Genomic DNA, 24,779 nt, shown 5'->3' with positions numbered 1-24,779 from the left:
GACGGACAGCACGCAATGGAGAATGACCACAAGATCACTGTGCGCACTTCGCGCGACAGCGACGTCGACGCCATGCTGTCGATCTACCGCCGCCACATCCGCCGCGGCGTCGAGGAAAGCGTCGACGACAGCGGCACGCCGGAGCCCGACGATCTGCGCGAGCGCCGCAAGAATTTGCGCAACACCCGCCTGCCGCATCTGGTCGCAGTCCGCAATGGCGAGGTCGTCGGCTACGCCTATGTCGTGATGTTCCGCAAGCGTCCCGCCTATCGCTACACGGTGAAGCACTCGATCTACGTGCATCACCAACATGTCGGCCAGGGCGTCGGCCGAAAGCTGCTGCAGGAGTTGATCGACACCTGCGCCGCGGCCGGCTTCCGCCAGATGATCGGCTATATCGATGCCGACAACGCCGCGTCGCTGGCGCTGCACGACCGGTTCGGCTTCGCGCGCGTCGCGCATTTGCCGGGCGTTGCCTACCGCTACGGCCGCTGGTCGGACAGCGTGATGGTGCAGCGCTCGCTCGGCCCCGGCGCAACCGAGCCGCCGCCACCCGCGCCGCTGTCGCGGCGGTGATCGGGACGTGGGCAACGGCGTGGATCAACGCGTTCACATCCAGCCCCGTCATGCTGAGGAGCGCGTAGCGCGTCTCGAAGCATGCACGGCCGCAGTTAGGCCGTCGTGCTTCGAGACGGCCGCTATGCGGCCTCCTCAGCATGACGGGGCTGGATTTGAGCGTGCAGCCAGGAAGCCGCGCTATTCCAGCGTGAAGCCGACCCGCAGCGTCACTTGATAGTGGCGGATCTTGCCCTCTTCGATATGGCCTCGCGTCTGCACGACCTCGAACCATTTCATCTCGCGGATCGTCTTCGACGCGCGGTTGATAGCGTTCTCGATCGCGGCCTCGACGCTCTTCTCCGATGATCCAACGAGTTCCAGCATCTTGTAGACGTGATCCCTGTCGTGACTGGCGGGCATGTCGACCTCCTCGGGATGGATGGGCGGACCGGACAGCTTGTCCCTGCGCAATCCGGACGATCCGTCCTCCAATGTGGATCAGATGTTGTCGCTTGCACAAATGCTGCGCGGCAGCACGGCAGACGAATTGAATCAACGTGTCGCGCCGCGTTCGGTGCCACCGGCATCCGCCCTTGTCGTCACGCCTACCTATGGTAGCATGGCTCGATCCAGTTTACGGGAGCGATGCCATGTCAACGACGTCCAGCTCACCCACCAGCCCTCCTGCCCACAGCCTCGGATCCGGACTGTCCACCCTCCGCACGAAGTGGGGCTGGATCGTCGCGCTCGGGGTGATCTATCTGATCGCCGGCATCCTGGCGTTCGGCAGCGTACTCTTCGCAACCGTCGTCAGCGTCCTGTTCGTCGGCGTCATGATGATCGTCTCGGGCATCGCCGAGATCATCAACGCATTCCAGGTCAAATCGTGGGGCAAGTTCCTGTTCTGGGCCCTGCTCGGCGTGCTCTATGTCGTCGCTGGCTTCATCGTCTTCGAGAATCCCCTGCTCGCGGCAGCAACATTGACGCTATTCCTCGGCGTTGCGCTGGTGATCTCGGGGATTGTCCGCATCTTCCTCGCCTTCGGCATGAACGCCGCGGCGCCGTGGGGGCTGGTTGCGCTTTCGGGCATCATCACGCTCGTGCTCGGCGCCATCATTCTCGCGCACTGGCCGGTATCGAGCCTCTACGTGCTCGGCATCTTCCTCAGCGTCGACCTGATCTTCGCCGGCATCAGTTGGATCGGCATGGGGATGGCGTTGAAGCGCCGTGCGTGAGGCCGCAGGGCGGGTTGGCAGCAGCGTAATTCGCCGTACGGTGCTGCACGGCCTAATCCGCCCTATCGCCTGATCTCCTCCGCGGCACGCACCAGCGGCCGGTCGGATAATTGAATCGGTCCGGAGAACGGCGTGCTCATGTCGAGGATCAGATAGATCGCAGCCGAGACCAGCGCCGCCGCAGCGACATACGCGCCGATCACCACCGCATTGCGCGGTGCGCGAAAGCCCAGGGTTGCGAACATCAGCGTCAGCCAGGCGACGAGAATGCCGATCATCGGCGATGGAAACGAGGAGTCGGACTGCTCGGCGAAGGTCCAGCGCTGCTGCTGTAACTGGCGGTAGAGCGCACGCGCATCGTTCCACAGCGCGATCATCTGCTCGTCATCGAACCGCAGCGAGCGCAGGCTGGTACCGACCTCATCGAGCAGATGCTCGGAACTCTCGGTGGCGCGGACGATGGGTACGTCCTTCAACGCATGCTCGACATAGGCAAGCAGCCGCTGCCGCGGCTCGTCGGCGCTCGGGCCGAGCGGTCGCAACGTGCGATCGAGCATGATGACGTCGGTCGCGAAGACATGCAGATTGCGGTCGATCGCCACATAGGTGTTGGCCGCGTTGTTCATCATCAGGCCGAGCAGCAGCGACGGCATGGTGACGAATAGCGTCGCGACCAGCCGCACCGAGGTATTGGTGTCGTCGGTGCGATGATGCTCCTTGAGCCGCCCATAGACCGCCATGCTCGCGAGCGCTGCGCCTGCAAGCAGCATGAAGGTCAGGATGGCGACGATGAATGCAACCACAGTCTTTAAGAAAACCTGCGACAGAATCAACCGGGAGCATAGCAAGCGCGGCACGGGCGCGCATGTCCGGTTGACTGACCTTCCCCACGCGTTATCCATCCCGGTCGAGTCCGGGCCTCGCTCGGGCAACCCCCAGCGAGGAGCGCAACAGCGCTCAGAGGAGAACGACGTGCATTTTGTCGACGACAGCGAGGTCAATCGCGTCCTGACCTTTCCGATCCTGATCGATGCGATCGAGGCGGCGCACCGCCGGCCGAAGATCGCGGTGCACGACGGCTATCTCGGCGACGGCAAGGGGCAGCAGCTCGTGACGCGCAGCGCGGTCGATGCCGGCCGCTTCATGATGACCAAATTGTACACCAGCTTCCCGGGCAATCTCGCGCAGGGCAAGCTGCCCGCCGTACAGGCGGTCTGCGTGCTGTTCGACGGCGTCGACGGGCGGCCGCTCGCGGTGATGGATGCCTCCGAGATCACCCATTGGAAGACGGCCGCGGACTCCGCGCTCGGCGCCAAGCAGCTCGCGCGGCCGGATGTCGAGACGCTCCTGGTGGTCGGTGCAGGCGAGATGGCGCGCTGGCTGGTGCGCGGGCACCGCACGGTGCGGCCGTCGCTGCGCCGCGTGCTGATCTGGAACCGAACCGCGGAGCGCGCCCAAGAACTCGCCACGCAGCTCGCGAACGAGGGCGTTGCCGCCGAGGTCGCCACCGATCTCGATGCCGCAACCCGCGAGGCCGATGTGATCACCACCTGCACGCGCTCGCGCGAGCCGCTGGTCAAGGGCGCGAACCTGAAGCCCGGCACTCATCTCGACCTGGTCGGCGGCTTCACGCCGGAGACCCGCGAGGCCGACGATGAGGCCGCGCGGCGCGCCCGCATCTTCGTCGACCGCCGCGAATCCGCCTTCGACGGCGTCGGCGACATCCTGCAACCGATTGCCAGCGGCGCCATCAGCGAGCGCGACGTGCTCGGCGACCACTACGACCTCGCCGGCGGCAAGATCGCCGGCCGGCTGTCGGCCGACGACATCACCTTCTTCAAGAACGCCGGAGGCGGCCATCTCGATCTGATGACATGCGAGACGGTGTTTGCGCGGCTCGGGAAGGAGTTGCGGTGAGCGCGACGCGCGTCCAAAGCGCAGGGCGGGTTAGCGAAGCGTAACTCGCCGACATGCGACGTCATAGAGCGAGGGCGGGTCACGGCTTCGCCTAACCCGCCCTACGACTTTTACTCCGCCGCCTGCTGCACCGGCGCATCCAGCTCCGCCGAGACCTTCGGCGGTGACATCGGCAGGCTGTAGAACCGCTTGCCCAGCGCATTGTGGACGGCATTAGCGACCGCGGCCATGACAGGCACCAGTGGCACTTCGCCGACGCCCTTGACGCCTTGTGGATGCTTCGGGTTGGGCACCTCGACCAGCGCGCAATCGATCATCGGCAGGTCGGAGCACACCGGCATGCGATAATCGAGGAAGCCGGGATTATCGACCTTGCCATCCCTGTTGTAGATGTACTCCTCGTTCAGCGCCCAGCCGATGCCCTGCGCGACGCCGCCCTGGAGCTGGCCCTCGACATAGCTTGGATGGATGGCGCGGCCGACGTCCTGCACAGCGGTGTAGCGGATGACTCTCACGATCCCGAGCTCGACATCGACCTCGACGTCGCAGATGTGCGTGCCGAAGCCGCCTTCGGCGCCTTGCGTGTTGAGCTGCACGCTGGCGCCGATCGGGCCGCCCTGCGAGGGCGCCTTCTCGGCGAGATCGGCCAATGTCAGCGGCTTGAACTCGCCGGCATTCGGGCTCACCGGATGCGCGGCGCCGTTTTCCCACTTCACCGCTTCGGGATCGATCTCCCAGATCTTTGCCGCGCGCTCGCGCAAGGTCGATATCACCTTGTCGGCCGCCTGCGTCACCACCATCGAGGAGGCGAACAGCACGCGGCTGCCGCCGGTCAGGTTGGAGAAGCCGACGGTCTGCGTATCGCCGATGATGACGGAGACGCGCTTGTAGTCGATGCCGAGCAGCTCGGCACAGATGTTGGCGATGCCGGCGCGCGAGCCGCCGATGTCAGGGTGACCCGTGGTGACGACGACGTTGCCGTCCTCGGTGATATTGACTTGTGCCGAGGATTCCCCGCCGGCGTTGAACCAGAAGCCGGACGCGACGCCGCGGCCGTGCAGCTTGCCGAGCGGCGCGGAATAGTGCGGATGGTTCTTCGCGACCTCCAGCGTCTCGATATAGCCGATGCGCGGAAACACCGGGCCGTGTGCCGCCTTGGTGCCCTGCTTCGCCGCGTTCTTCAGGCGCAGCTCCAGCGGATCCATCTTCAGTGCCTCGGCCAGCTCGTCGAGCACGCACTCGACCGCATAGGCGCCGATCGGCGCGCCGGGCGCGCGATAGGCCGCGACCTTGGAGCGGTTGGAGCAGACGTCAAAACCTTCCGACAGCACATGCGGGATGTCGTAGGGCGCGAAGCTGCAACCGACCGCGCCGCGGATCGGCGATCCCGGAAACGCACCGGCCTGGAGATAGAAAGTGCCATGGGCGGCGACGATGGTGCCGTCCTTCTTGGCGCCGATTTTCACCGTGCTCTTCGAGCCGGAGGTCGGCCCGGTGGCGCGCATCACCTCCTCGCGCGTCATCACCATCTTCACCGGGCGGCCGGACTTCTTCGCGAGCAAGGTCGCGAGCGGCTCCAGATAGACGATGGTCTTGCCGCCGAAGCCGCCGCCGATCTCGGCGGGAATGGCGCGGATGTCGCTCTGCGGGATGCCGGTCAGCATCGACGTCATCGCGCGCACCATGAACTGGCCCTGGCTCGAGCTCCAGATCGTGGTCTTGCCGTCGGCCGCGACCGAGATCAGGCAGGCATGCGGCTCGATATAGCCCTGGTGCACCGGGCGCGTGGTGAAGGAGCGCTCGATCACGATGTCGGCTTCCTTGAAGCCCTGCGCGACGTCGCCCTTCTTCACCTCGAGCTTGCCCACGATGTTCGAGGGCTTGCCGTCAACCTTGTTCCACTCATGCAGGATCGGCGCGTCCGGCTTCAACGCGTCGTCGATCTCGATCGCCCAGGGCAGCACCTCGTAGTCGACCTCGATCAGCTTGCAGGCCTCCGCCGCGATCGCTTCCGTGGTCGCGGCCACCGCCGCCACCGGATGGCCGGGGAACAGCGCCTTGTCACGCGCCATCACGTTACGGCACATCCAGCGCATGTCCTGGATGCCGAGCATCACCGCGCCCTTCTCGACTGTGAAGTCGACGATGTCGCGCGAGGTCACCACCGCCTTCACGCCGGGCAGCGCCTCGGCCCTCGCGGTGTTGATCGACTTGATCCGCGCATGCGGATGCGGGCTGCGCAGGATCTTGCCCCAGATCATCCCTGGCATGGTGGTGTCGGCGGCAAACGCCGCGCGGCCCGTCACCTTGTCGACGCCATCAGGGCGAATGGTGCGCTGGCCGATCCACTTGTTGTCGACGACGTTCATTGGGCAGCCTCCCGCATTTCGGCGGCGGTCTCCATCACCGCGCGGACGATCTTGTCGTAGCCGGTACACCGGCAGAGATTGCCGGCGAGCCAGAAACGGACTTCCTCTTCGGTTGGATTCGGGTTCTTCCGCAGCAACGCCTCGGAGGCGACGATCATGCCCGAGGTGCAGATGCCGCATTGAAGCGCGGCGTGCTCGAGGAACTTTTGCTGCAGCGGATGCAGCCGGTCGCCGCTCGCGATACCCTCGATGGTCCTGATCTCGTGCCCTTCGGCTTCGGCCGCGAGCATCAGGCAGGAGCAGACCAGGCGATCGTCGAGCGTGATCGAGCACGCGCCGCAATCGCCGGACGAGCAGCCCTCCTTGGAGCCGGTGAGGCCAAGCTGTCCGCGCAGCGCGTCGAGCATGGTGTCGTAGGGCTCGCAGAGGAACTCCATCGGCTCGCCGTTGACAGTGGTGGTGACGTGCAGTTTCGCCATGGTGCTAGTTCCCTCCGGCGCGCGTGGCGGCGATCGCGGCGACGCGTTTCAGCAGCACGCCGGCGGTCTTGGTGCGATAGGCGATGGTGCCGCGCTTGTCGTCGATCGGACGGCAGGCGGCGCGGCACGCCGCAGCGGCAGCTTCCAGCGCCGCTGCATCGAGCCTCGAGCCGATCAGCGCCTGCGCCGCCGGCTCGATCAGCAGCGCGGTCGGCGCGACCGCGCCGAGCCCGACCCGCGCCGCGGTGCAGATGCCGTCCTTCAGCGTCAGATTGACGCCGAGGCCAACCACCGCGATGTCCATCTCGGTGCGCGGAATCATGCGCAAGTACGCATCGCCGGAGCCCGCGGGGCGCGGCGGCAAGGCGAAGCTGACGAGGATTTCGCCCGGCTTGAGGTTGGTGCGGCCCGGACCAGCCGGCACGTCCTCGATCTTGAGCTCGCGGCGGCCATGCGGGCCCTGCACGGTGACGACGGCGCCGGCCGCGATCATCGCCGGCACGCTGTCGCCGGCGGGCGAGCCGTTGCAGAGATTGCCGCCGGCGGACGCGCGGCCCTGCACCTGCTTGGAGCCGATCAGGTTGACGGCCTCGAGCACGCCGGGCCAGACCTTGCCGAAGCGCTTGTGTTCGGCGAGCGCCATGCCGGAGACGGCGGCGCCGACGCGGAAGCCGCCGTCGGCGGTTTCTGTGATCTCAGTCATCTCGCCGATCTTCTTGATGTCGACGATCAGTCCCGGCCGCACCAGGCCGGAGCGCATTTGCACCAATAAGTCGGTCCCGCCTGCCATAATGCGGGCGGCACTTCCGGCGGCAGCGAATGCGCCAATCGCTTCATCAAGCGTGCGCGGTGCTACGTATCGGATATCGGTCATGGCCGTTGTTTGGTTCTCCCTCGCCTGCCGTTCCCTTGTGGATGGTTGTTGGCCTTGCTGGCTTGGCCGGCAGGATCAACAGCCTACACGGCGAGGCGGGGTCGGAACAGCCTCCGAGCTGCGGTGGAAAGTGGCAGGCTCCTATGCAGGATGCGGACTTGTGCGGCCCCCGCCGCGGCGCGCGCCGTAGTCACCGATCTCTCACATCGTGAGAATCGCGGGCCACGGACCCGGCCGCACGCGCCCTGCTTGCCTGAAGGGCCGGATTAGGGAAACATGCCCATCGCTGCGGCATGTGTGCCGGGCCAAACGACACACGGATCGATCACCACCGACCCCGCCTGCGCCACATCGGGAGACAGCGAATGCCCCACGTTTCGCGCCGGACCCTCCTCAAGCTTGCCACTGGCCTGCCGCCGGCATTCGCCGCGCCGGCGATATGGACGTCACGGGCCGCTGCCGCGGGCAAGGGCAAGACCATCACGGCGGTGATGCATTCGGATTTGCGCATCATCGATCCCGGTTTCACCACCGCCTACATCACCCGCGACCACGGCTACATGGTCTACGACACCCTGCTCGGGATCGACGCCAGCTTCAAGGTGCGGCCGCAGATGGCGGACTGGACGATCTCCGACGACAAGCTGACCTACACCTTCACGCTGCGCGACGGACTGAAATGGCATGACGGCGCGCTGGTCACCGCGGAGGACTGCGTCGCCTCGCTCAAGCGTTGGGGCGCGGTTGACGGCATGGCGCAGAAGCTGGCCGAGTTCACGGCAACCCTCGAGGCCATCGGACCGAAGACGATCGTGCTCAAGCTCAAGGAGCCATACGGCCTGGTGCTGGAGACGATCGCAAAGCCCTCCTCCTATGTCGCCTTCATGATGCCGAAGCGGCTGGCAGAGACGCCGCCGGGTAAGCAGATCGCCGAGCAGATCGGCTGCGGCCCGTTCAAATTCGTTGCCGCCGAATTCCAGCCGGGCGTCAAAGCGGTCTACGAGAAGAATGCCGACTACGTCCCGCGCAAGGAGAAGCCGGACTGGACCTCCGGGGCCAAGGTGGCGAAGGTCGATCGCATCGAGTGGGTGACGATGCCGGATGCGCAGACCGCGATCAACGCGCTGCAATCCGGCGAGATCGATTTCCTGGAGCAGCCGTCGATCGACATGCTGCCGGCGCTTGAAGCCAATCCCGATCTGGCAGTCGCGGTACTGAACAAGTTCGGCTTCCAGATCGAGGGCCGGATGAACTTCCTGTACCCGCCGTTCGACAACGTCAAAATCCGCCGCGCCGCGCTGCTGGCGATGAACCAGAAGGACGTGCTCGACGCCACCGTCGGCAATCCCAAATTTTACGAGATCTGCGGCGCCTATTTCGCCTGCGGCACGCCGCTTGCCAGTGACGTCGGCTCGGAGACCCTGATCAAGGGCAACGGCATGGCGGAAGCCAAGAAGGCGCTCGCGGCATCAGGCTATGACGGCACGCCCGTCGTGATCATGGTGCCCGGCGACGTCCAGACGCTGAAGGGCCCGCCGACCGTTGCGGCGCAGCTCCTGCGCGAGGCCGGCTTCAATGTCGATGCCCAGGTGACGGACTGGCAGACCGTGGTCAGCCGCCGCGCCAGCCAGAAGCCGCCGAAGGAAGGCGGCTGGAACATGTTCTTCACCTTCACCGGTGCCACCGAAACGATGAACCCGATCGTCAACAACCAGATCGTCGCCAACGGCAAGCGCGCCTGGTTCGGCTGGCCTGATGATCCCAAGCTGGAGCAGATGCGCGACGCCTTTGCGCGCGCGAGCTCCGCGGAGGAACGCAAGAAGCTCGCGACCGACATCCAGAAGGAAGCCTATGATCAAGTGATCTATATCCCGCTCGGCCAGTTCCGTGCGCCGAGCGCCTGGCGCACATCGCTGACCGGCGTGCTGGAAGGCCCGGCGCCGCCGGTGTTCTGGAACGTCGACAAGACCGAGTAAGATCGGCGGCGCGAGCGACGCGCGCGGCCGATCAACTTTGGGGGCAGCCGAGGCACGCGCAGCCAGCCGCAGCAAAATATAAAAAACAACCCCATGCAAAGGAGCCGCGGGCCACTGGCGGTTCGACCGAGCAACTTGACATGTCGGGCAACTCAGGAATACATTTCTAATATTCCGAAATCCTGCCCCCTTGCCCGACGATGGCATCAGCGCCGTCTGCGCCGCCGCCGCCTTGGCTTCGTGCAGCGCGCGGCTTTTGGGGAAGCAGTCGTGGCCAGGGTCGGATCGTCATCGACCGCTTTTCCGAGGCGGACGAGAAGACCCCTGGGTTTGGTCGTCTCTTAGCCTGGAAGCTTTACTCCCGTCATTGCCGGCAACCTCATCCGCGACATCGCCGCGCCGAACAACCGCGAGCTGCTGCCGTGGGACATCTGGGGCGCCATGCGCCGGCGCGACAGCGAACTGGATCTCGACTTCTTCGACCGGTTGGCTGTCGTCAGCCGCGAACTTGATGCTCATGCCAACGAACTCAGGTCTCTCCTTGCCGATGAGCGGGTTCAGGTGCCAAAGGCCGTGTTCAACGCCGAGCTCAAACAGATGCAGGAGCTGTAAGTCGTGACGTTCATTTCGGATGCCACCAACGGCCTCCGATGACGACGCCTTCGGACACGATCTTGCGATTGCCGGTCAGGTGCTCGCCGACCGCGTCGACATAGTCGAACTGCCCTTCCCTGACCGAGATCAGCGTGGCGTCGCCGACGCTGCCGGGCTTGAGACTGCCGAGCTTCGGGGGCGCAGCGCCATCGCAGCATTGAAGGTCGAGGAATCGCGCCCCTCGCCCGACGATTGCATCAGCGCCATCTGCGCCGTCGTCGCCTTGGCCTCGTTCAGCGCACGCTCTTGCTCGCGAAAGATTTGCGAGATGACTAGCCGTGGACTCACAAATTCGGCTTTTGGGGAAGCAGTCATCGCCAAGATCGGTTGTCATCGACGGCTTTTGACCCTCAACGGACATTCCGGTCGGAATTTGTTCGGTTCAGGAATATGCGACGGCGGCTACTGTCCGTATTCGCGGGAACAAGATGAATCGGTCCTGCATTATGGGGCATGGAGGACGACACGCTATTGCGATGGGCCGGGCCGCCAAAGCGAGACTGCGAGCCGCAGGTGATCCAGTGCCTCGGCCATGCTGGGTAGCGGAGGCAGGCGAGCTCAGTCTGAGCCGCCCGCGTTTGGATGAATTTCGGGCAGGAACTTTGCTCTACCTGGGATGTTGGAAAGCGACGTAATAATTCGGGAGGAATGTGTTATGAGAACTCTGTTACTGGCTGGCGTACTGGCGGTTGCTGGTTTCGGTATCGCCACTCCGATCTCCATTACACCCGCGTCAGCTCAAGTTGCCGTTGATACTCCGTTCGGCGGCGTGAGAGTGGGTCCGCATTATCCGCGTTACTACCGAGACTACGATCGACCCGCCTATCGTGCCTACGGATACGATCGCGGATATCGTGGATGCCGCACCGTCACGATCGAGCGCGACGATGGTTCGGTCCGCAGGGTCCGCCGTTGCGACTACTAGTACCGGACTAGAAGATTGACGCGGCGCTCACAAGAGCGTCGAACCAGCTCCGGCAACACTAGGGCCGCTTCACTCGGCGGCCCCTTTCGTTTCGCTGATGTTCGTCTGTTGGCCCATAGCTGAAATCCTCCTTTGACCATCAGTCACGTTGTCTGGTGGGCGATAGGCGGACTTTATTCGGCCACCAACGGCGGTTCTTGACCCAACGAAGACATTCCATCCTTTGCGCTTGCTGCTATGATTGAAACACCAAACGCCCTGCCGCATGTCGATTTCGGGGGGAAGCCATTGGCGCCGAAAGGCGAATCGGAATCTCAAAGCAAGCCTCTTGTCCGCGAGCCGGCTCTGGAACGCGCCAAGCGCTTGGCCAATCTACTTGCCTCCATAGTTGAGTGCAGCGACGACGCGATCGTTAGCAAGGATCTAGATGGCATTATTACGAGCTGGAATAGAGCGGCTGAGCGCATCTTCGGCTACTCTGCCACCGAGGCGATCGGTCAGTCCATTACACTTGTGATCCCGGAAGACCGGCAAAGCGAAGAGCCTGAGATTTTAGCCCGCATCCGACGAGGTGAGCGAGTCGATCATTTTGAGACGGTTCGGCGACGTAAGGATGGTAGCTTAATCACTATTTCCCTGACCGTTTCTCCTGTCAAAGATACCCACGGCAACATCGTTGGCGCATCAAAGATTGCGAGAGATATCACCGAGCAGAAACGAGCTCAGGAGCAGATTGGCATTCTGGCTCGCGAGGCGGAGCACCGAAGCAAGAACATCCTTTCGAACGTCCAGGCAATCATCAACCTTTCTCAATCTGACACCTGCGACAGGCTCAAGGAAGTGATCACCGGGCGCATCCAAGCGATGGCAAATGTTCACTCGCTGTTCGTTGCATCACGGTGGAAAGGGGCCGAAGTCTCGGCGATCGCCAAGCAGGAGCTCGCCCCTTATCTCCAAGCGAGCCACGACAAGCGGATTAGGATGGAGGGTCCGCAAACAGTGTTAGACCCCACCGCTGCGCAGGCGATTGCTGTCGTCTTGCATGAATTAGCAACCAATGCTTCCAAGTATGGAGCGCTATCCAACGCGAAAGGCCGGATCGAGTTGGCGTGGTCGCGCAGCGAAGATGGAAAACTAATAATCCGCTGGACGGAATTGGGCGGTCCGAAGGTAAATGCGCCCGAACGCAAGGGATTTGGTAGCCGCCTCATCGAAGGAACGATCAGCCCACTTGGCGGCCAGGTGCGCTTTGACTGGCGTGCAGAAGGTCTCGTCTGCGTAATTGCGGTTCCGACGTGAAATCCCAACGAACCGGGCTTCGCTGCGTCACGTGTGACGCTGGTCTCGAAGGCGAAGCTGCGGAGACTGCGTTGAACCTTCGGTTCGCAACCTCGACCTGCTTCCAGGGATAGTCCGCGCCCGCTTCCGGCTTTCGAATATCAAGTTATGATTGAATTTTCCGACGCTGGGAACGAATGCGCCCGTTACAGCTATATGAACTCAAAGGTACCAGCCACAATCGAAGTGGCTCTGTGCACACCGCCCGATGCAAACTTGATGAGCGCGGCTTTCATCGCGCTCAGATGACGGCGCCGATGCGACTCCTGGATTTTCACTGTGAGGCTGCGACGTGAGAGGGCGGACCGCGATGGTGTGTCTGGCATGGCCTTGTCCTCCGGGGCCCCAATGTCCGCGATTACCTGATGTGGTTGAAGGGGGCACTCACGGCGCTCTAGCGGCGACGTGGTCGGTTCGCGACCTATAACGACTTCAAAAATTCCAAGATCGCATCATTCACGTCTTTTGCGCGCTCTTGCTGCGTCAAATGACCACAACCTTTCAAGACGATAGTCTCGCGAAGCAGGGGCACGGACTGTTTCAGGTTAAGGATGGTTTTGTCCATTCCCGGAAATGCGTTAATCAGGTCTCGATCGCCAACGATATAGAGTGCCGGGACCTGAACCTTTGCGCCAGACCACGGCGCGAGCAACTCCCAATTGCGATCAATGTTACGATACCAATTCAAGCTTCCCCTGAAGCCGGTGCGCTTGAACTCCTCGACGCAAAATTCGAGATCATTCTCCGTTAGCCACGCCGGCAATGACTGGGTTGTCGGCTTCCCATCGAGCCAGCCACCTTCACCGGGGAGCATCGAGAGCGACGCCAGATTTTCAACCGCTGCATCGCCAGATAAGGCGAAGTATGTTGTCTTGATTGCATGGTGGACGTCCTTTTCGAGCTCCGCCTCGGCAACTCCCGGCGTCTGGAAATAGAGTTGATACCAACGTTGCGTTTCGGTCCTCGGCCAAACGGTGCTTGGACGGTTGGGACCCCGTGGCCGAAACGGCACGCTCAAGCCAACGACGGCCTTAAGCCGGTCCGGTCTGAACAAAGCAGAGTGCCAGGCGACCGGCGCTCCCCAATCGTGTCCGACAATAACTGCCTGGTCCACGCCGACAGCATCGAGCAATCCGACCATGTCACCGGTCAGGTGCAACATGGTATATTGATCGATCGCCTCTGGTTTGTCCGTCTGCCCGTAACCACGCATATCGGGAGCAATGGCGTGATATCCGGCGGCAGCGAGTGCTTCCAATTGGTGTCGCCACGAATACCAGGACTTCGGCCAGCCGTGGCAGAGAAGCACAACGGGACCGCTTCCTGCTTCGGCCAAGTGCATTTGAATGCCATTTGTCTCGATAAATCGATGCGAGATCGTCATTGCCACCCCCCGCAAGATTATCTGATAGCCAATCAGTCACGTTGTGAGCCTCCAGCCACAATCGAAGTGGCCCTGTGCACACCGCCGTGCATCCATGCTATGCTCGCCGGCAGCAACGGCGCAAGGTCGGCTTGGGGTCATTGTCGACCGGATCGAGCCAGAAGCAAGTCCGGCAATATCCACAATATCCCAAAGGCTGAAGTGAATTCAGAGCATTGTCGCCTCCGCGACGGGCCATTCTGGGTTGACGGTCCCGCCGTGACTCGCGAACCGGAGCCTCGAATCATGCGCTACGAGCTCAGTGACCAACCATGGGACAGGCTAAAGAAATTCGCGTCGCGCCGATCGCGAAGCGCGACGCCGACGCGCTGACGGGAAAGAACCGCGCGGCTCATTTCGCCAAGACAGGCGGATCATGGTCGGGCCAGAGCTTGCCGCTCCTCAATCGGAAATAGGATGGGACCTATTTACTGCCGCGGCTTTACCCCACTTCCAAGAATGGCAGGCATGGGGACCTGGAAGCGGTCGCCCTTGCGGAATAGCTGATCCACTCCTTCAGCGACGGCGATGTTGATTGCCGAGAGAGCAGCGCTGTCTTGTGCAAGTAAAAGAGCCCTTATCCTTACTCCTCCTTGCAATACCAGATTCACCAATCCAGTCGCGGTTTTCAGTACCAGGGTCTGAGCCACCGTAGTTGCAGCGACATCGGAGAAGTCCGCTTGGGCAAGCGCGGCCTTCATATCCTCGGGATCGCCGAACTGGAAGAAGTCGGGCCCGTGCGGCAGGGAGACGTCAACACGCCCGTGAGCTTTCACCGTCCGCAAGAGAAGGCCGAAGCCATTGGCTGGCGAGGGGCGTTCCCAAACGCTGATCGCCACGCGGCCGCCGGGACGAAGAACTCGACGCATTTCCGCCAAAGCGCGGTCCGGCTCGGGTACATGGAGGATGCCATAGCCGCAAATGACGGCATCGAACCTATCATTGGGATACGGCAGATCTTGCGCGTCCCCTTGGCGACAATCGATCGACGGAACGTTCCGACGGGCAGCAGCAACCATGGCCTCCGAGAAGTCGACCGCGGATACCTTCGCACCGCGCTCGGTAGCAGCCAGCGCCAACACACCGTGTCCCGTGCAGACATCGAGCACGTCACATCCGCTAATGACTCCGGCTGCATCGAGCGTGACATCAACCGACTGTGCGGTCAGCGGACCAAAGACAGCTTCGTAACCCTCGGACACCGCGTTCCATCCGCTTCGCTCGAAGTCTCGAAAGGCATCCGGCTGGTTCGACACCTGAATTGGCATGTCCCGCCCCCGATCAGGCTTTCACTGTCGCGCTTTGAATAGAGCAGCGCCGCTCAAAGATTATCACGAACCAGGGGTAACGAACAGAAGCCGGGAAGTATCGGTGATTTCGGAAGGCAAATGACCATTCCTGGCCCATAGCCGCCGTTCATTCAAACCAGCTTCGAAGCCGCCTTTCTGAGAACAAAGCGGATGCGGGTTTCGCAAGCGCACGCCCTATCTCGGATGCCACCAGCGGCCGCCGATGACGACGCCTTCGGCGATGATCTTGCGATTCCCCGTCAGGTGCTCACCGACCACGTCGACATAGTCGAACTGCCCTTCCCTGACCGAGATCAGCGTGGCGTCGCCGACGCTGCCGGGCTTGAGGCTGCCGAGCTCCGGGCGGCGCAGCGCCATCGCGGCATTGACAGTCGAGGCCGCGATCACATCCGGCAGCGACATCCCCATGCAGAGGAATTTCGACATCGTCGTCACCTGGTCGAAGGCCGGGCCGTGGATGCAGAGCTGATGGATGTCGGACGAAATGGTGTCGGGATAGAAGCCGTTGGCGAGCATCGCACGTGCGGTCTTGAAGGCGAACGAGCCCTTGCCGTGACCGATGTCGAACAGCACGCCGCGCTCGCGCGCCTGAAGCACCACCTTCTTCACCGTGCCCTGCGCCGTCGCGGGCGTGTTGGGGAACGGACGGAATGCATGGGTCAGCACATCGCCGGGACGCAGGCGCGCCAGCACCTCCTCATAGCTCGGCGGCGGATGGTCGATATGCGCCATCAAGGGCATGCCGACCTGCTCGGCGACCTCGAGCGCGATGTCGAGCGGTACGACGCCCGAGGTGCCGGAGGCGAACAGCCCGACCCGCACCTTGATGCCGACGATCAGATCGCGGTTCTCGTCGGCGACGCGGGCGGCATCGACCGGATTCATCAGCCGCAGCTCCTCGCTCTCGCCGACCATCACCCTGTCGGAGAAGCCGAAGATGCCGGCATGCGAGACGTGCAGATAAGCGAGGATGCGGACCTGGCTCGGCTCGATCACATGCTTGCGGAAGCCTGCGAAATTGCCGGGACCGGCGCTGCCGGTATCGACGGCCGTCGTCACGCCCGAGGTGCGGCAGAACTCCTCGGCATCGATGCCGAGCGAGGTGCCGCCCCAATAGACGTGGGTGTGCAGGTCGATGATCCCGGGCGTGACGATGTATCGGGAGACATCGCGGACCTCGGTCGACGCGTCAGGCTTCAAGCCGTTGCCGACCGCGGCGACCTTGCCGCCGGCGAAGGCCACGTCCGTTACGGCGTCCAGCTTCTGCGAGGGGTCGATCACCCGGCCGCCGCGCAGGATCAAATCGAAAGGCATTCTCGTCTCCGAACGTGGGATGTCACTGTTGCTGCGCCGTCGCGGCGTCATCGTCCGCGCGCGCGGCAATGAAGGTGCCATACGGCTGGTGCAGAACCATTTCGGTCACGGTCGACGCGTCGCCGCGGAACTCGACGGCGAAGCCATCCAGTTCGACAACGCGAAAGCGCCTGCCTTGCAACGGCGCAAGCCGATAGGCGGGCTGATAATCGCCCTTCCAGACCAGTTGGCCCTCCGGATCGCGCGTGATGTGGTGCGTCACCGCGCCCTTGAACCGGCCGACGCAGCGCGCCCGGAACGCCGCATCCGTGCATTCGCCGCCCGCCAGCCGCGCAAACACGATGTCCTTCACCAATTGCTCGAGCGGTGCCGACAGGCTGACGATGTTGCCGTCGCGATCGGTCAGGAACGTGATGCTGAGCCGGTCCGGCAACAGACGGCCAACGATCTCGGGCAATTCGAAGGTCTCATAGTGCCGGTGCGCGAGCGGCGCCGCCATGCCACGCCACGACCATTGCAATGCGCCATCCCGCTCCTCGATCGACATCACGCCATAGGCCGGATGTTCATAGTCGCCGGCATAGGCCGCAAGCGCGTGCGCTGGGTGCGTGTCCTTGTGGCGCGACGCCTCGCGCGCATCCTTATCGGCCTGCATATGGGCGATGAAGTCGTCACGCTGCTTGCGGAATCGCGCACGCCAGTCGACGGCCTCGCGTCCGCGCAGCCGGTCGATGATGGACCAGGTCAGCGCCGGCGGCACCTGGCTGGCGCTGCGGTTGGTCAGGACGACAACACCGATGCCGTGATCCGGCATCAGTGTCATCAGATGGCCCCAACCATTCCATCCGCCGCCGTGCCAGACCAGCCGGTCCCCGCGATAGCTGTTGGTCTGAAAGCCAAGGCAATAATGCCCATGGCCGAATTCAGAGTACTCAGACGCGCCGACGTGGACGCGCGGCACCAGAATCTCGTTCGTCATCGCGGCCGGCAACAGGCGCTGGCCGTCGACCTCGCCCTTGCCGAGATGCAGCCGCATCCATTTCGCAAGATCCGCGGCCGACGTGTTAATCGCGCCGGCCGCCATAGTGCGGATCGGCAGGCGCAGACCCGGCAGCCGGATGTCGCCGTCGATCATATAGCCGCGCGCGGCTCCCTCGGTCGCCTCAAGTTCGTCCAGCGAGAAGCTGACGGTCATGCCGAGCGGGTCGGCGAAGCGCTTGCGGATGAAGCTCTCGTAGCTCTGGCCGCTGACGCGCGCGATCAGCAGTCCCAGGGCGTTGTAGCCGAGGTTGCTGTACTGCCAATGGGTGCGCATGTCGCGGCTGAGCTCCAGATAGCGCATCGGCGCCAGCAACTCGGCCGGCGATCGATCCCCCGGAAGATGCACCCAGTCGTGACGCGGCAAGCCGTACCGGTGGCTGAGCAAATCCTCAATCGTGACCCGATCGGTCGCGATCGGATCGCTGAGGCGGAATTCCGGCAGATAGTCGCGGACCGGCCTGGTCCAGTCGAGCCGTCCCTCGCTATGCAGCAGCGCGATTGCGCTCGCGGTGAAGGTCTTGGTGATCGAGCAGATCACGACATGGGTCGCCGATGTCATGGGCAGATCTGCCTCGACATCTCGCTGGCCGTAGGCTCGCGTCAGCGTCACCTCGCCGTCCTGCACCACGGCCAGCGCCACCCCTGGCACTTTCCAGTCGTCCATGAGATCAGCGGCGAGCCGGTCGAGATCGGGGATCACGGCCTCGATCGATAAGGCCGGCTGTTCGGAGGGCTCGGTCATGGCCAGGCTCATTGGGTCCTGCGCATCGTCAGTGCTCGCCGGATCGGTCCGGCATGGCTATCTCACCGGTTCCGGCCGCGGCACGATGATCGAGTTCTCCGCCGCCTGCAAGCGCCTCAACCCAACACCGCCTCCTGTGAAGCGGCCGTGGTCATCGGCGCCGATTGATATGCGCCCTTGGCCGACGCGACGATGGCTGCAATAGCCGGATGATGCGCCGCCTCCTGGACGGCGATCGTCTCGTGGGCCCAACGGTAAGACGACTCGAAGATTTCCTGATGACGGTCGAAGTCGGTCACGTCGATGCCATCAGGAGTTGGCGGGCGCATCACCATGTCGAGCGGCGTGGTCGGCAGCGTATCGTAGCGTTGATGCGCGACGAGGCTTCGCCACAACACGTTGACAGCACTGGGCGCGGCGGGAAGCAACTTTCTCCGGAACGGCATCAACATCGCCGCAAGCAGTTCGAGCCGACCCGGCAGCGCGGCATAGTCGACGTCGAACATCTCGGTTGCCGGCTCGCCGAAGTGAACCACGAGATTGGGACCGCTCTTCAACTGATGCATTTGCGCCAGCGGAACGTTGTCGACGAGGCATCCGTCGACCAGCATCACACCGTCGCGGGTGTAGAACGGTGGCAGCAGGCCGGGGATGGCGCTCGATGCGCGCACCGCCTGCCAGAGCAGGCCGGTGCGGATCAATTCGAGACTGTGCGTCGAAAGGTTGGTCGCCACCGCCGCGAAGGGACGCCAGCAGTCCTCGATCCGGCAGTTGTGGCCGTACTGATCGGCAAGGGCCGCATCGAAGGCCTTGTGATCCAGCAAGGCGTAGCGCGGCCAAGTCGGACGGCGGAAGCTGCGGCTCGAAACGAAGATCTCATGCGTGCCGCGCTCGAGATGCTCGGCGTCGAAATTCTTGGCAAAGCCGGCCGCCATTGCCGAACCGACGCTGGTGCCGACGAAGATGTCGAACATCACGCCGCGTTCGCGGAACGCCTTGTAGATTCCCACATGCGCCGTACCCAGGCTGCCACCGCCGCCGGCGACAAATCCGACCGCGCGACCGCACAGGAAGCGAACCAGACTGTCGATGTCGACATCGTCCTCGAGCGCGACATGATGATGCATGAAGCAAGGCAGCCGCGCCAGCCAGGCCGCAGTGCCGCTGACTTCGTGGCGCCGGCGATCGTGGACGCGAACCAGCCGTCGCGCCGACACGGGATGCACCGCGCAGGCGAAGCGCTCGATCTCGGTGAGATCAGGCCCGGGCGCATCGCCGCGGCAAACGAACACCACGAGATCGGCCTGGCGAATGGCTTTGCGCGCCCATTCCGATGCGTCCTGGCCGCCCAAATAGACCACCAGCGGCGCGTCATACTCGATCCTGTTGAGCCAGTCGGCGACTTCGGATGTATCGAGCGCGCGGCCGGGAAACAGGGCCTGGAGGCGCGCGAGGTCGACGATCTCCGCATCAACGGCGGCAAGCCGCCGGCGCAACCGGTGTTCAAATTCGGCCGGCGCCGCCTCGCGTCCGCCTGATATCACCGCGACCGTCCGCGCCTTGGGTGAGGCCCGCGCGGGCAACAGGCGCGCGGTTTGGACGGCAAATCGCTGTGCAAGGGCGGCAAGCAGCGCCTCGACGATACCAGGCGTTTGCTGCGCCAGCGTCGCATAGGCCGCGCGCGTCAACACCAGCACGCTGGTATCGCGGATCGCAATCACATTGGCCGTGCGCGGAATATTCGCAAAGAAGCCGATCTCGCCGACCAGCTCGCCGGCGCGAAGCTCCGCGATCGGTTCGGGATGATCGGTCCTGTACACGGCGAGAGCGCCGTGCAGCACCAGGAATAACGCGTCCGAGGGGCCGCCCTGCTCGACCAGCAACTGGCCGCGCACGAGGTCCTGCCGGGTCATTGCACCGAAGGCGATCAACCGCTGCTCCGCGCTGAGTGTTTTGAACAGCGCGAAGTCCTCCGACGCGTTTCCCAGCGCGAATGTTGCGCTTGTCCCTTGCGCGGGCGGCACCCGGTTGGATTGCATATTGCCATGTTAGCGCCGAGCCGCCGCCGCGGCGAGCAAATAAGGAGGCCTCCGCGGCATCACTATTTTTGGAGCAGTGCAACAGGATTTGCAGCACCGCTGTTCGCCGCAGGGCTATCGCATATGCCGCCTTGGGCGACTGCGCACGTCCTCGGCCTCGTGGTTCGAGACGCGCCGCAAGCGGCGCTCCTCACCATGAGGGTCTACTATTGTGCCGCAAAAACAAGACCTCATCCTGAGGAGCCCGCCAAAGGCGGGCGTCTCGAAGGATGGGCCACAGTGCGTTCTTCTCCCAAATGCAATTGCCCTACTGTTCACCGGGATCAGCCGACCAGTTCCGGCCACGGCACGATGGTCGACTTCACCGTCTTCATCGCCATCGCATCCGCGACCGCGCTGGCAATTCCCTGCTCCGTGAATGGATAGATCGTCTGCATGTCGAGCCAGGGATATTTGCCGCGGGTGCGGTAGAGCATGTCGACGCCGAGCGGCAAGTCGTTGCCGGTGAAGCCCCAGGAGCCGAGCACGTTGAGGTCCTTGGTGCAGATCCGATGCCAGGACGTATTGATCGAGCCGGCGTCGGTGAACTGGCCCATCTCGACATAGGTGCCGCCGTCGCGCAGCATCTCGATGCCCTCGGGCCCCGCGCTCGGATGACCGGAGCAATCCATCACCAGGTCGGCACCGAAGCCGCCGACGATGTCACGCACCGCCTTGATGCGCTCATCCGGCGTCTTCAGCGCTTCGATGTCGACCGTCGCCTCCGCGCCGAATTTGCGCGCCAGCGCCAGACGCGGAGTTTCCGGCGCGCCGACGCAGATCACGCGTCCGGCGCCCATCTCCTGCGCGGCGGCAACCGCGAGGATGCCGATCGGGCCCGAGCCTTGGATCACGACGGTGTCGCCCCAGTGGAAGCCGCCGGCGCGCGTCGCGCGATTGAAGGCGCGGATGCACGAGGTCAGCGGCTCCGACAACGCCCCCAGCCGCAGCGACATGTCGTCGGGCAATTTGTAGATCTTGGTGCCCGGCAGCATGTCGAGGTCGACATAGACGTATTCGGCCCAACCGCCCCACATGTGCGGAGGTTTGTCGAAGCCGAGGTAGCGGCCGTAATAGACCGGCGTCAGGCACTTGTTGGCGCTCTCCGGATAATGGATGCAGTAGTAGCAGCGGCCGCACGGCATCAAGGGCGGAATCATCACCTTGGAGCCGACCTTTAACGGCTTGCTCATGAAGTCCTCGGTGAATTCGGGCCCGCACTCGACGATCACGCCGCCGAGCTCGTGGCCGAGCGTGAACGGCCATGGCAGCGGCTTGGGCCAGTGCCCTTTCAGAATGTGCAGGTCGGTGCCGCAGACGCCGCAGGCGCCGACCTTGATCAGGGCCGCCTTCTTGCCGACCTCGGGCCACGGCACGGTGCGGATCACGGGCTGTGTTCCCGGCCCCTCATGGGTGCATACGCGGATCTCCTGCATCGGCCTGTCCTCCTGTCGTTGTCGGTGGTCGCGGCTCAGATTTCGGGTGATGAAATCGGGCGGCCTGCAACCCAGCATCATTCAACCGCAACCCTCCGGCCTACCCTTGATGCACCCGGCGATAACGGCTCGTTAACCCTATCAGCCTTAGGGTCGTTCGGCGAAGCCTGTGGTCGGGTTGCGGTGATGTCGTTTGCACAGAAGAAACCTTCCGTCGTCCCCATGGCCGAGGAGCGACGGCGCTTTCAGCGCGTGAAGGTGCATCTGCTCGGCCGCTACATGCTGCCCGACCGGCGCGAGTTTCCCTGCCAGATCATCAATATGTCCCCGGGCGGCCTCGCTCTGCTGGCACCGGGCATCGGCAATGTCGGCGACCGTGTGATCGCCTATCTCGACCATATCGGTCGGGTCGAAGGCCGCATCACCCGCATCATCGACAACGGCTTTGCCATGACGATCGGCGCCACCGCGCGCAAGCGCGACAAGCTCGCGGCACAGCTCACCTGGCTCGCCAACCGCGACATCCTCAATCTGCCGGAGGATCGACGCCACGACCGTATCGTGCCGCGCAACCCGATCGCCCTGCTCACGCAGGAGGACGGCTCGCGGATGACCTGCCGGATCATCGACCTTTCGCTCTCTGGCGCGGCGATCGCCGCCGAGAACCGCCCGCCGCTGAAGTCGCTGGTGATGCTCGGCAAGGTGCAGGCCCGCGTGGTGCGAAACCTGGAGGAAGGTTTCGCGCTCGAGTTCGTTCACGAGCAGGTCGCGGAAGCGCTCGAGGAGAGCGTTACCGCCCGGTAAAACGGCAAGCCGTCCTACTCCTTGAATTTTGGTCGTTGAAGGCGGTCTCCGGAGCACCGGAGGCCGCCTTCAACGCATTTGGGCCGCGCGCTTTGCGGTTAACGCCGGGAGCATCCCGGACAACAAATCGCGTCGTCCCAGCGCTTCGCGCGTTAATGCATAAAATTTGAATCAATTGCAGTTGTTTCAAATTTTAGGCGAGTTCGATTCAAGTACAGATCGAATACGCCGAGGCTTTTACGAGTATTCGCGTCAAATCTACTTTGCATACTTAGCGGCGGCGCAAATCCTTTGTGCGAGACATGGTCCCAACAAAAAGAACGGGGGCCACGATGTTTGGGTTCAGGGGACAGGGGAAAGCAGTGGCGGTTGCCGCCATTCTGTTTGCGACTTGCGTCTCGGCCAAGGCCGGCGACGTGCTCTACGCCAGCCTGGGCGACGTTGCGCGATCGCCGATCGGCTGGGTCGAATTCTGCACCGACAATCCGGGCGAATGTCGCGGCGGCGCGACGCAGCCACGCGACATCGTGTTGTCGCAGACCGCATGGCGCGACCTGGTGCGGGTCAACAAGTGGGTCAACGAGACGATCAAGCCGATGACCGACATGGATCACTGGGGCGTCGTCGAGAAATGGTCGCTGCCGACCGACGGCTACGGCGACTGCGAGGACTACGTGCTCCTGAAGCGCAAGATGCTGATGGATGCCGGCTGGCCGCGCGAGGCGCTGTTGATCACGGTCGTCCGCGACAAGAAGGGCGAAGGCCACGCGGTGCTGACGGTGAAGACCAACAAGGGCGAGTTCGTGCTCGATAACCAGAACGAGAGCATCGTCGCCTGGACCGAGACCGGCTACCGCTTCGTGAAGCGGCAGTCGCAGAGCGATCCCAATGTGTGGGTCTCGCTCGGCGACAATCGCCCGGCCGTGGCAACCGCAAGCTCGAAGTAAAGCCAAGGGATCACTCGAACACGCGACCCGGTCACATCCCCACCCCTCCCCGTCCCAGACCGGTTCGCGCGCGGCCAGGCTTCCCCCAAAGCCTGGCCGCACCATTTTTGGGCGCACACCGAGGCACTCGAAAGCATCCCGCGCTGACGGCTGGCATCATCGAAGTCCGGAGGTCAATCGCCCTGCGCTGGTCGCCGGCCTTGTCACCGCCATCGGAGCTGTGACATATCTGCTGCGTATCAGCAGCATCATTGTCTATGGCAGATTCGAGCAAACGATCCGGTACCGCGCGCGCTGCCCTTGCAGGAACCAGCCGACCGAGGCGCAAGTCCGGCGCGACCATCGAAAAGTCGCGCTCCTCGAAGCAGGCACCGTTTCTCCAAAATGACGTGACACTCACCGACCGGGCCTATTCCGAGTTGGAGGAGCTGATTGTGACGCTGCAACTGCCACCGGGCACCGCGCTGTCCGAACTCGTGCTCGCCAACCGCCTCGGCATCGGTCGCACGCCGATCCGCGAAGCCCTACAGCGGCTGTCGCGCGATGGGCTGGTGAACATTCTCGCCCGTCGCGGCGTCCTTGTGTCGGAGATCGATCTGCGCGCTCAGCTTCGCCTGCTCGAAGTGCGGCGCGAGCTGGAACGGCTGATGGCGCGCGGGGCCGCCGAACGGGCGACCCCCGAGCAGCGGGCGCGGTTCTCGGAGATTGCCTCCGGCATGCGGCAGGCGGCGAGCAAGTCCGATGACCTGCTGTTCATGCGGCTCGACCAGAAATTCAACACCTTGGTAGCGGCGGCATCGCGCAACGAATTCGCCAGCCGGGCGATGGGGCTGATGCACGGGCTGTCGCGTCGCTTCTGGTATCAGCATTACAAGGAAGCGGCCGATCTGCCGCTTGCCGCCCGCCTGCATGCCGAAGTCGCCGAAGCGATCGTCGAGCACCGTGTCGATGCGGCGGGCGAAGCTTCGGACAAGCTGATCGATTACATCGAAAGTTTTGCGCGATCGACGCTGTGAGGCAGCGCACGGGCAGCGCGGAGAACCGTTACGCCGCCCGTCCCGCCCTGAGCGCCGCGACCGCCTCGTCGAGATCGGCCGAGCTCAACTCCCATTCATTGTCGAAATTGGCGACCACACCGCGCATGAAGCTCTCATGCAGCGCCTTCGCTGCGCCAGCGTCCCTCAGGTGCTCGTAGAGCAGCGCGAACGCCAACTGGGCCGGCTCGGGCCCCTCATAGCTCCATTCGAAGCCGTGGTCGGTCAACCGAAGCTGATCGTAGTGCGGCGACAGCGGCTGCCCATCGACCAGGACAGAGATGCCGTCAATGGTGCGATCGCCTGTGTAGATAGCCATCAGTCT

21 protein-coding genes and 1 pseudogene are annotated in these 24,779 nt (G+C 63.6%); 9 read left to right on the top strand and 13 right to left on the bottom strand.

Annotated elements, in window-relative coordinates:
* Nucleotides 1-15 precede the first annotated feature (15 nt).
* Entirely contained in the window at nt 16-576 is a 561-nt protein-coding gene (locus P6U25_RS14320; RefSeq protein ID WP_407151805.1) for a GNAT family N-acetyltransferase, read from the top strand.
* Between the two features lie 180 nt (nt 577-756).
* Here the strand turns inward: P6U25_RS14320 and P6U25_RS14315 are convergent, their stop codons facing one another.
* A complete protein-coding gene (locus P6U25_RS14315; RefSeq protein WP_407151804.1) occupies nt 757-978 on the bottom strand; it encodes a dodecin in 222 nt (73 codons plus the stop codon).
* A 230-nt stretch (nt 979-1,208) separates the two neighbouring features.
* Between P6U25_RS14315 and P6U25_RS14310 the strand changes: the two genes are divergently transcribed.
* Nucleotides 1,209-1,793 carry an HdeD family acid-resistance protein gene (locus tag P6U25_RS14310; RefSeq protein ID WP_407151803.1) on the top strand — a complete coding sequence of 195 codons (585 nt, stop codon included), beginning with the start codon at nt 1,209-1,211 and terminating at the stop codon, nt 1,791-1,793.
* Between the two features lie 62 nt (nt 1,794-1,855).
* Here the strand turns inward: P6U25_RS14310 and P6U25_RS14305 are convergent, their stop codons facing one another.
* Nucleotides 1,856-2,596, bottom strand: coding sequence for a hypothetical protein (locus tag P6U25_RS14305; protein WP_407151802.1), 741 nt, complete (start codon nt 2,594-2,596; stop codon nt 1,856-1,858).
* Between the two features lie 169 nt (nt 2,597-2,765).
* Here P6U25_RS14305 and P6U25_RS14300 point away from each other — a divergent pair, with 169 nt between their 5' ends.
* Nucleotides 2,766-3,710, top strand: coding sequence for an ornithine cyclodeaminase family protein (locus tag P6U25_RS14300; RefSeq protein ID WP_407151801.1), 945 nt, complete (start codon nt 2,766-2,768; stop codon nt 3,708-3,710).
* 110 nt (nt 3,711-3,820) lie between these two features.
* Here P6U25_RS14300 and P6U25_RS14295 read toward each other — a convergent pair whose 3' ends face one another.
* From P6U25_RS14295 to P6U25_RS14285, 3 genes are read right to left on the bottom strand one after another with little or no spacing between them, the layout of a single operon-like run.
* Nucleotides 3,821-6,079 carry a xanthine dehydrogenase family protein molybdopterin-binding subunit gene (locus P6U25_RS14295; protein ID WP_407151800.1) on the bottom strand — a complete coding sequence of 753 codons (2,259 nt, stop codon included), beginning with the start codon at nt 6,077-6,079 and terminating at the stop codon, nt 3,821-3,823.
* Nucleotides 6,076-6,558 (bottom strand): (2Fe-2S)-binding protein, encoded by a 483-nt coding sequence (locus P6U25_RS14290; protein WP_407151799.1) that lies wholly within the window; start codon nt 6,556-6,558, stop codon nt 6,076-6,078. Before P6U25_RS14290 ends, P6U25_RS14295 begins: the two co-directional genes overlap by 4 nt.
* Nucleotides 6,559-6,562: 4 nt before the next feature.
* The gene (locus P6U25_RS14285; protein WP_407152519.1) at nt 6,563-7,423 is read right to left on the bottom strand and encodes an FAD binding domain-containing protein; all 861 of its coding nucleotides are present in this window, start codon (nt 7,421-7,423) and stop codon (nt 6,563-6,565) included.
* A gap of 374 nt (nt 7,424-7,797) precedes the next feature.
* On the opposite strand from P6U25_RS14285, the gene P6U25_RS14280 reads away from it, so the two are divergent.
* Entirely contained in the window at nt 7,798-9,408 is a 1,611-nt protein-coding gene (locus P6U25_RS14280; RefSeq protein ID WP_407151798.1) for an ABC transporter substrate-binding protein, read from the top strand.
* Between the two features lie 441 nt (nt 9,409-9,849).
* Nucleotides 9,850-10,020 (top strand): hypothetical protein, encoded by a 171-nt coding sequence (locus P6U25_RS14275; protein WP_407151797.1) that lies wholly within the window; start codon nt 9,850-9,852, stop codon nt 10,018-10,020.
* Between the two features lie 10 nt (nt 10,021-10,030).
* Here the strand turns inward: P6U25_RS14275 and P6U25_RS14270 are convergent.
* Nucleotides 10,031-10,233: pseudogene (locus tag P6U25_RS14270) on the bottom strand (amidohydrolase/deacetylase family metallohydrolase); the annotation flags it as partial.
* Nucleotides 10,234-11,224: 991 nt separating this feature from the next.
* Here P6U25_RS14270 and P6U25_RS14265 point away from each other — a divergent pair.
* On the top strand, nt 11,225-12,286 hold the full coding sequence (locus P6U25_RS14265; RefSeq protein WP_407151796.1) for a PAS domain S-box protein: 1,062 nt from the start codon (nt 11,225-11,227) through the stop codon (nt 12,284-12,286).
* Between the two features lie 460 nt (nt 12,287-12,746).
* Here P6U25_RS14265 and P6U25_RS14260 read toward each other — a convergent pair whose 3' ends face one another.
* From P6U25_RS14260 to P6U25_RS14235, 6 genes are all read right to left on the bottom strand, one after another.
* The gene (locus P6U25_RS14260; RefSeq protein ID WP_407151795.1) at nt 12,747-13,709 is read right to left on the bottom strand and encodes an alpha/beta fold hydrolase; all 963 of its coding nucleotides are present in this window, start codon (nt 13,707-13,709) and stop codon (nt 12,747-12,749) included.
* 467 nt (nt 13,710-14,176) lie between these two features.
* The gene (locus tag P6U25_RS14255; RefSeq protein WP_407151794.1) at nt 14,177-15,016 is read right to left on the bottom strand and encodes a class I SAM-dependent methyltransferase; all 840 of its coding nucleotides are present in this window, start codon (nt 15,014-15,016) and stop codon (nt 14,177-14,179) included.
* A 216-nt stretch (nt 15,017-15,232) separates the two neighbouring features.
* The gene (locus P6U25_RS14250) at nt 15,233-16,372 is read right to left on the bottom strand and encodes an amidohydrolase/deacetylase family metallohydrolase (protein WP_407151793.1); all 1,140 of its coding nucleotides are present in this window, start codon (nt 16,370-16,372) and stop codon (nt 15,233-15,235) included.
* 22 nt (nt 16,373-16,394) lie between these two features.
* Nucleotides 16,395-18,155, bottom strand: coding sequence for a serine hydrolase (locus P6U25_RS14245; protein WP_407151792.1), 1,761 nt, complete (start codon nt 18,153-18,155; stop codon nt 16,395-16,397).
* Nucleotides 18,156-18,271: 116 nt separating this feature from the next.
* Nucleotides 18,272-20,086, bottom strand: coding sequence for a patatin-like phospholipase family protein (locus tag P6U25_RS14240; protein ID WP_407151791.1), 1,815 nt, complete (start codon nt 20,084-20,086; stop codon nt 18,272-18,274).
* Nucleotides 20,087-20,517: 431 nt separating this feature from the next.
* The gene (locus tag P6U25_RS14235; RefSeq protein WP_407151790.1) at nt 20,518-21,669 is read right to left on the bottom strand and encodes a zinc-binding dehydrogenase; all 1,152 of its coding nucleotides are present in this window, start codon (nt 21,667-21,669) and stop codon (nt 20,518-20,520) included.
* 186 nt (nt 21,670-21,855) lie between these two features.
* Between P6U25_RS14235 and P6U25_RS14230 the strand changes: the two genes are divergently transcribed.
* From P6U25_RS14230 to P6U25_RS14220, 3 genes are all read left to right on the top strand, one after another.
* Nucleotides 21,856-22,473, top strand: coding sequence for a PilZ domain-containing protein (locus P6U25_RS14230; RefSeq protein ID WP_407152518.1), 618 nt, complete (start codon nt 21,856-21,858; stop codon nt 22,471-22,473).
* Between the two features lie 332 nt (nt 22,474-22,805).
* Nucleotides 22,806-23,420, top strand: coding sequence for a transglutaminase-like cysteine peptidase (locus P6U25_RS14225; protein ID WP_407151789.1), 615 nt, complete (start codon nt 22,806-22,808; stop codon nt 23,418-23,420).
* Nucleotides 23,421-23,677: 257 nt separating this feature from the next.
* The gene (locus tag P6U25_RS14220; protein ID WP_407151788.1) at nt 23,678-24,436 is read left to right on the top strand and encodes a GntR family transcriptional regulator; all 759 of its coding nucleotides are present in this window, start codon (nt 23,678-23,680) and stop codon (nt 24,434-24,436) included.
* A gap of 28 nt (nt 24,437-24,464) precedes the next feature.
* On the opposite strand, the gene P6U25_RS14215 is transcribed toward P6U25_RS14220, so the two are convergent.
* Nucleotides 24,465-24,773 carry a DUF6166 domain-containing protein gene (locus P6U25_RS14215; RefSeq protein WP_407151787.1) on the bottom strand — a complete coding sequence of 103 codons (309 nt, stop codon included), beginning with the start codon at nt 24,771-24,773 and terminating at the stop codon, nt 24,465-24,467.
* Between the last annotated feature and the right edge of the window lie 6 nt (nt 24,774-24,779).

It is taken from the genome of Bradyrhizobium sp. ORS 86, assembly GCF_045571475.1.
In the GTDB taxonomy this organism is placed as follows: Bacteria; Pseudomonadota; Alphaproteobacteria; order Rhizobiales; family Xanthobacteraceae; genus Bradyrhizobium.
This window is presented reverse-complemented; position numbering and strand designations above follow the sequence as displayed.

Excerpts from the sequence above, each read along its gene's own strand:
- P6U25_RS14320 (WP_407151805.1), top strand. The coding sequence starts at position 16 with ATGGAGAATGACCACAAGATCACTGTGCGCACTTCGCGCGACAGCGAC.
- P6U25_RS14315 (WP_407151804.1), bottom strand. The coding sequence starts at position 978 with ATGCCCGCCAGTCACGACAGGGATCACGTCTACAAGATGCTGGAACTC.
- P6U25_RS14310 (WP_407151803.1), top strand. The coding sequence starts at position 1,209 with ATGTCAACGACGTCCAGCTCACCCACCAGCCCTCCTGCCCACAGCCTC.
- P6U25_RS14295 (WP_407151800.1), bottom strand. The coding sequence starts at position 6,079 with ATGAACGTCGTCGACAACAAGTGGATCGGCCAGCGCACCATTCGCCCT.
- P6U25_RS14290 (WP_407151799.1), bottom strand. The coding sequence starts at position 6,558 with ATGGCGAAACTGCACGTCACCACCACTGTCAACGGCGAGCCGATGGAG.
- P6U25_RS14280 (WP_407151798.1), top strand. The coding sequence starts at position 7,798 with ATGCCCCACGTTTCGCGCCGGACCCTCCTCAAGCTTGCCACTGGCCTG.
- P6U25_RS14275 (WP_407151797.1), top strand. The coding sequence starts at position 9,850 with ATGCGCCGGCGCGACAGCGAACTGGATCTCGACTTCTTCGACCGGTTG.
- P6U25_RS14265 (WP_407151796.1), top strand. The coding sequence starts at position 11,225 with ATGATTGAAACACCAAACGCCCTGCCGCATGTCGATTTCGGGGGGAAG.
- P6U25_RS14260 (WP_407151795.1), bottom strand. The coding sequence starts at position 13,709 with ATGACGATCTCGCATCGATTTATCGAGACAAATGGCATTCAAATGCAC.
- P6U25_RS14255 (WP_407151794.1), bottom strand. The coding sequence starts at position 15,016 with ATGCCAATTCAGGTGTCGAACCAGCCGGATGCCTTTCGAGACTTCGAG.
- P6U25_RS14250 (WP_407151793.1), bottom strand. The coding sequence starts at position 16,372 with ATGCCTTTCGATTTGATCCTGCGCGGCGGCCGGGTGATCGACCCCTCG.
- P6U25_RS14245 (WP_407151792.1), bottom strand. The coding sequence starts at position 18,155 with ATGACCGAGCCCTCCGAACAGCCGGCCTTATCGATCGAGGCCGTGATC.
- P6U25_RS14235 (WP_407151790.1), bottom strand. The coding sequence starts at position 21,669 with ATGCAGGAGATCCGCGTATGCACCCATGAGGGGCCGGGAACACAGCCC.
- P6U25_RS14230 (WP_407152518.1), top strand. The coding sequence starts at position 21,856 with ATGTCGTTTGCACAGAAGAAACCTTCCGTCGTCCCCATGGCCGAGGAG.
- P6U25_RS14225 (WP_407151789.1), top strand. The coding sequence starts at position 22,806 with ATGTTTGGGTTCAGGGGACAGGGGAAAGCAGTGGCGGTTGCCGCCATT.
- P6U25_RS14220 (WP_407151788.1), top strand. The coding sequence starts at position 23,678 with ATGGCAGATTCGAGCAAACGATCCGGTACCGCGCGCGCTGCCCTTGCA.
- P6U25_RS14215 (WP_407151787.1), bottom strand. The coding sequence starts at position 24,773 with ATGGCTATCTACACAGGCGATCGCACCATTGACGGCATCTCTGTCCTG.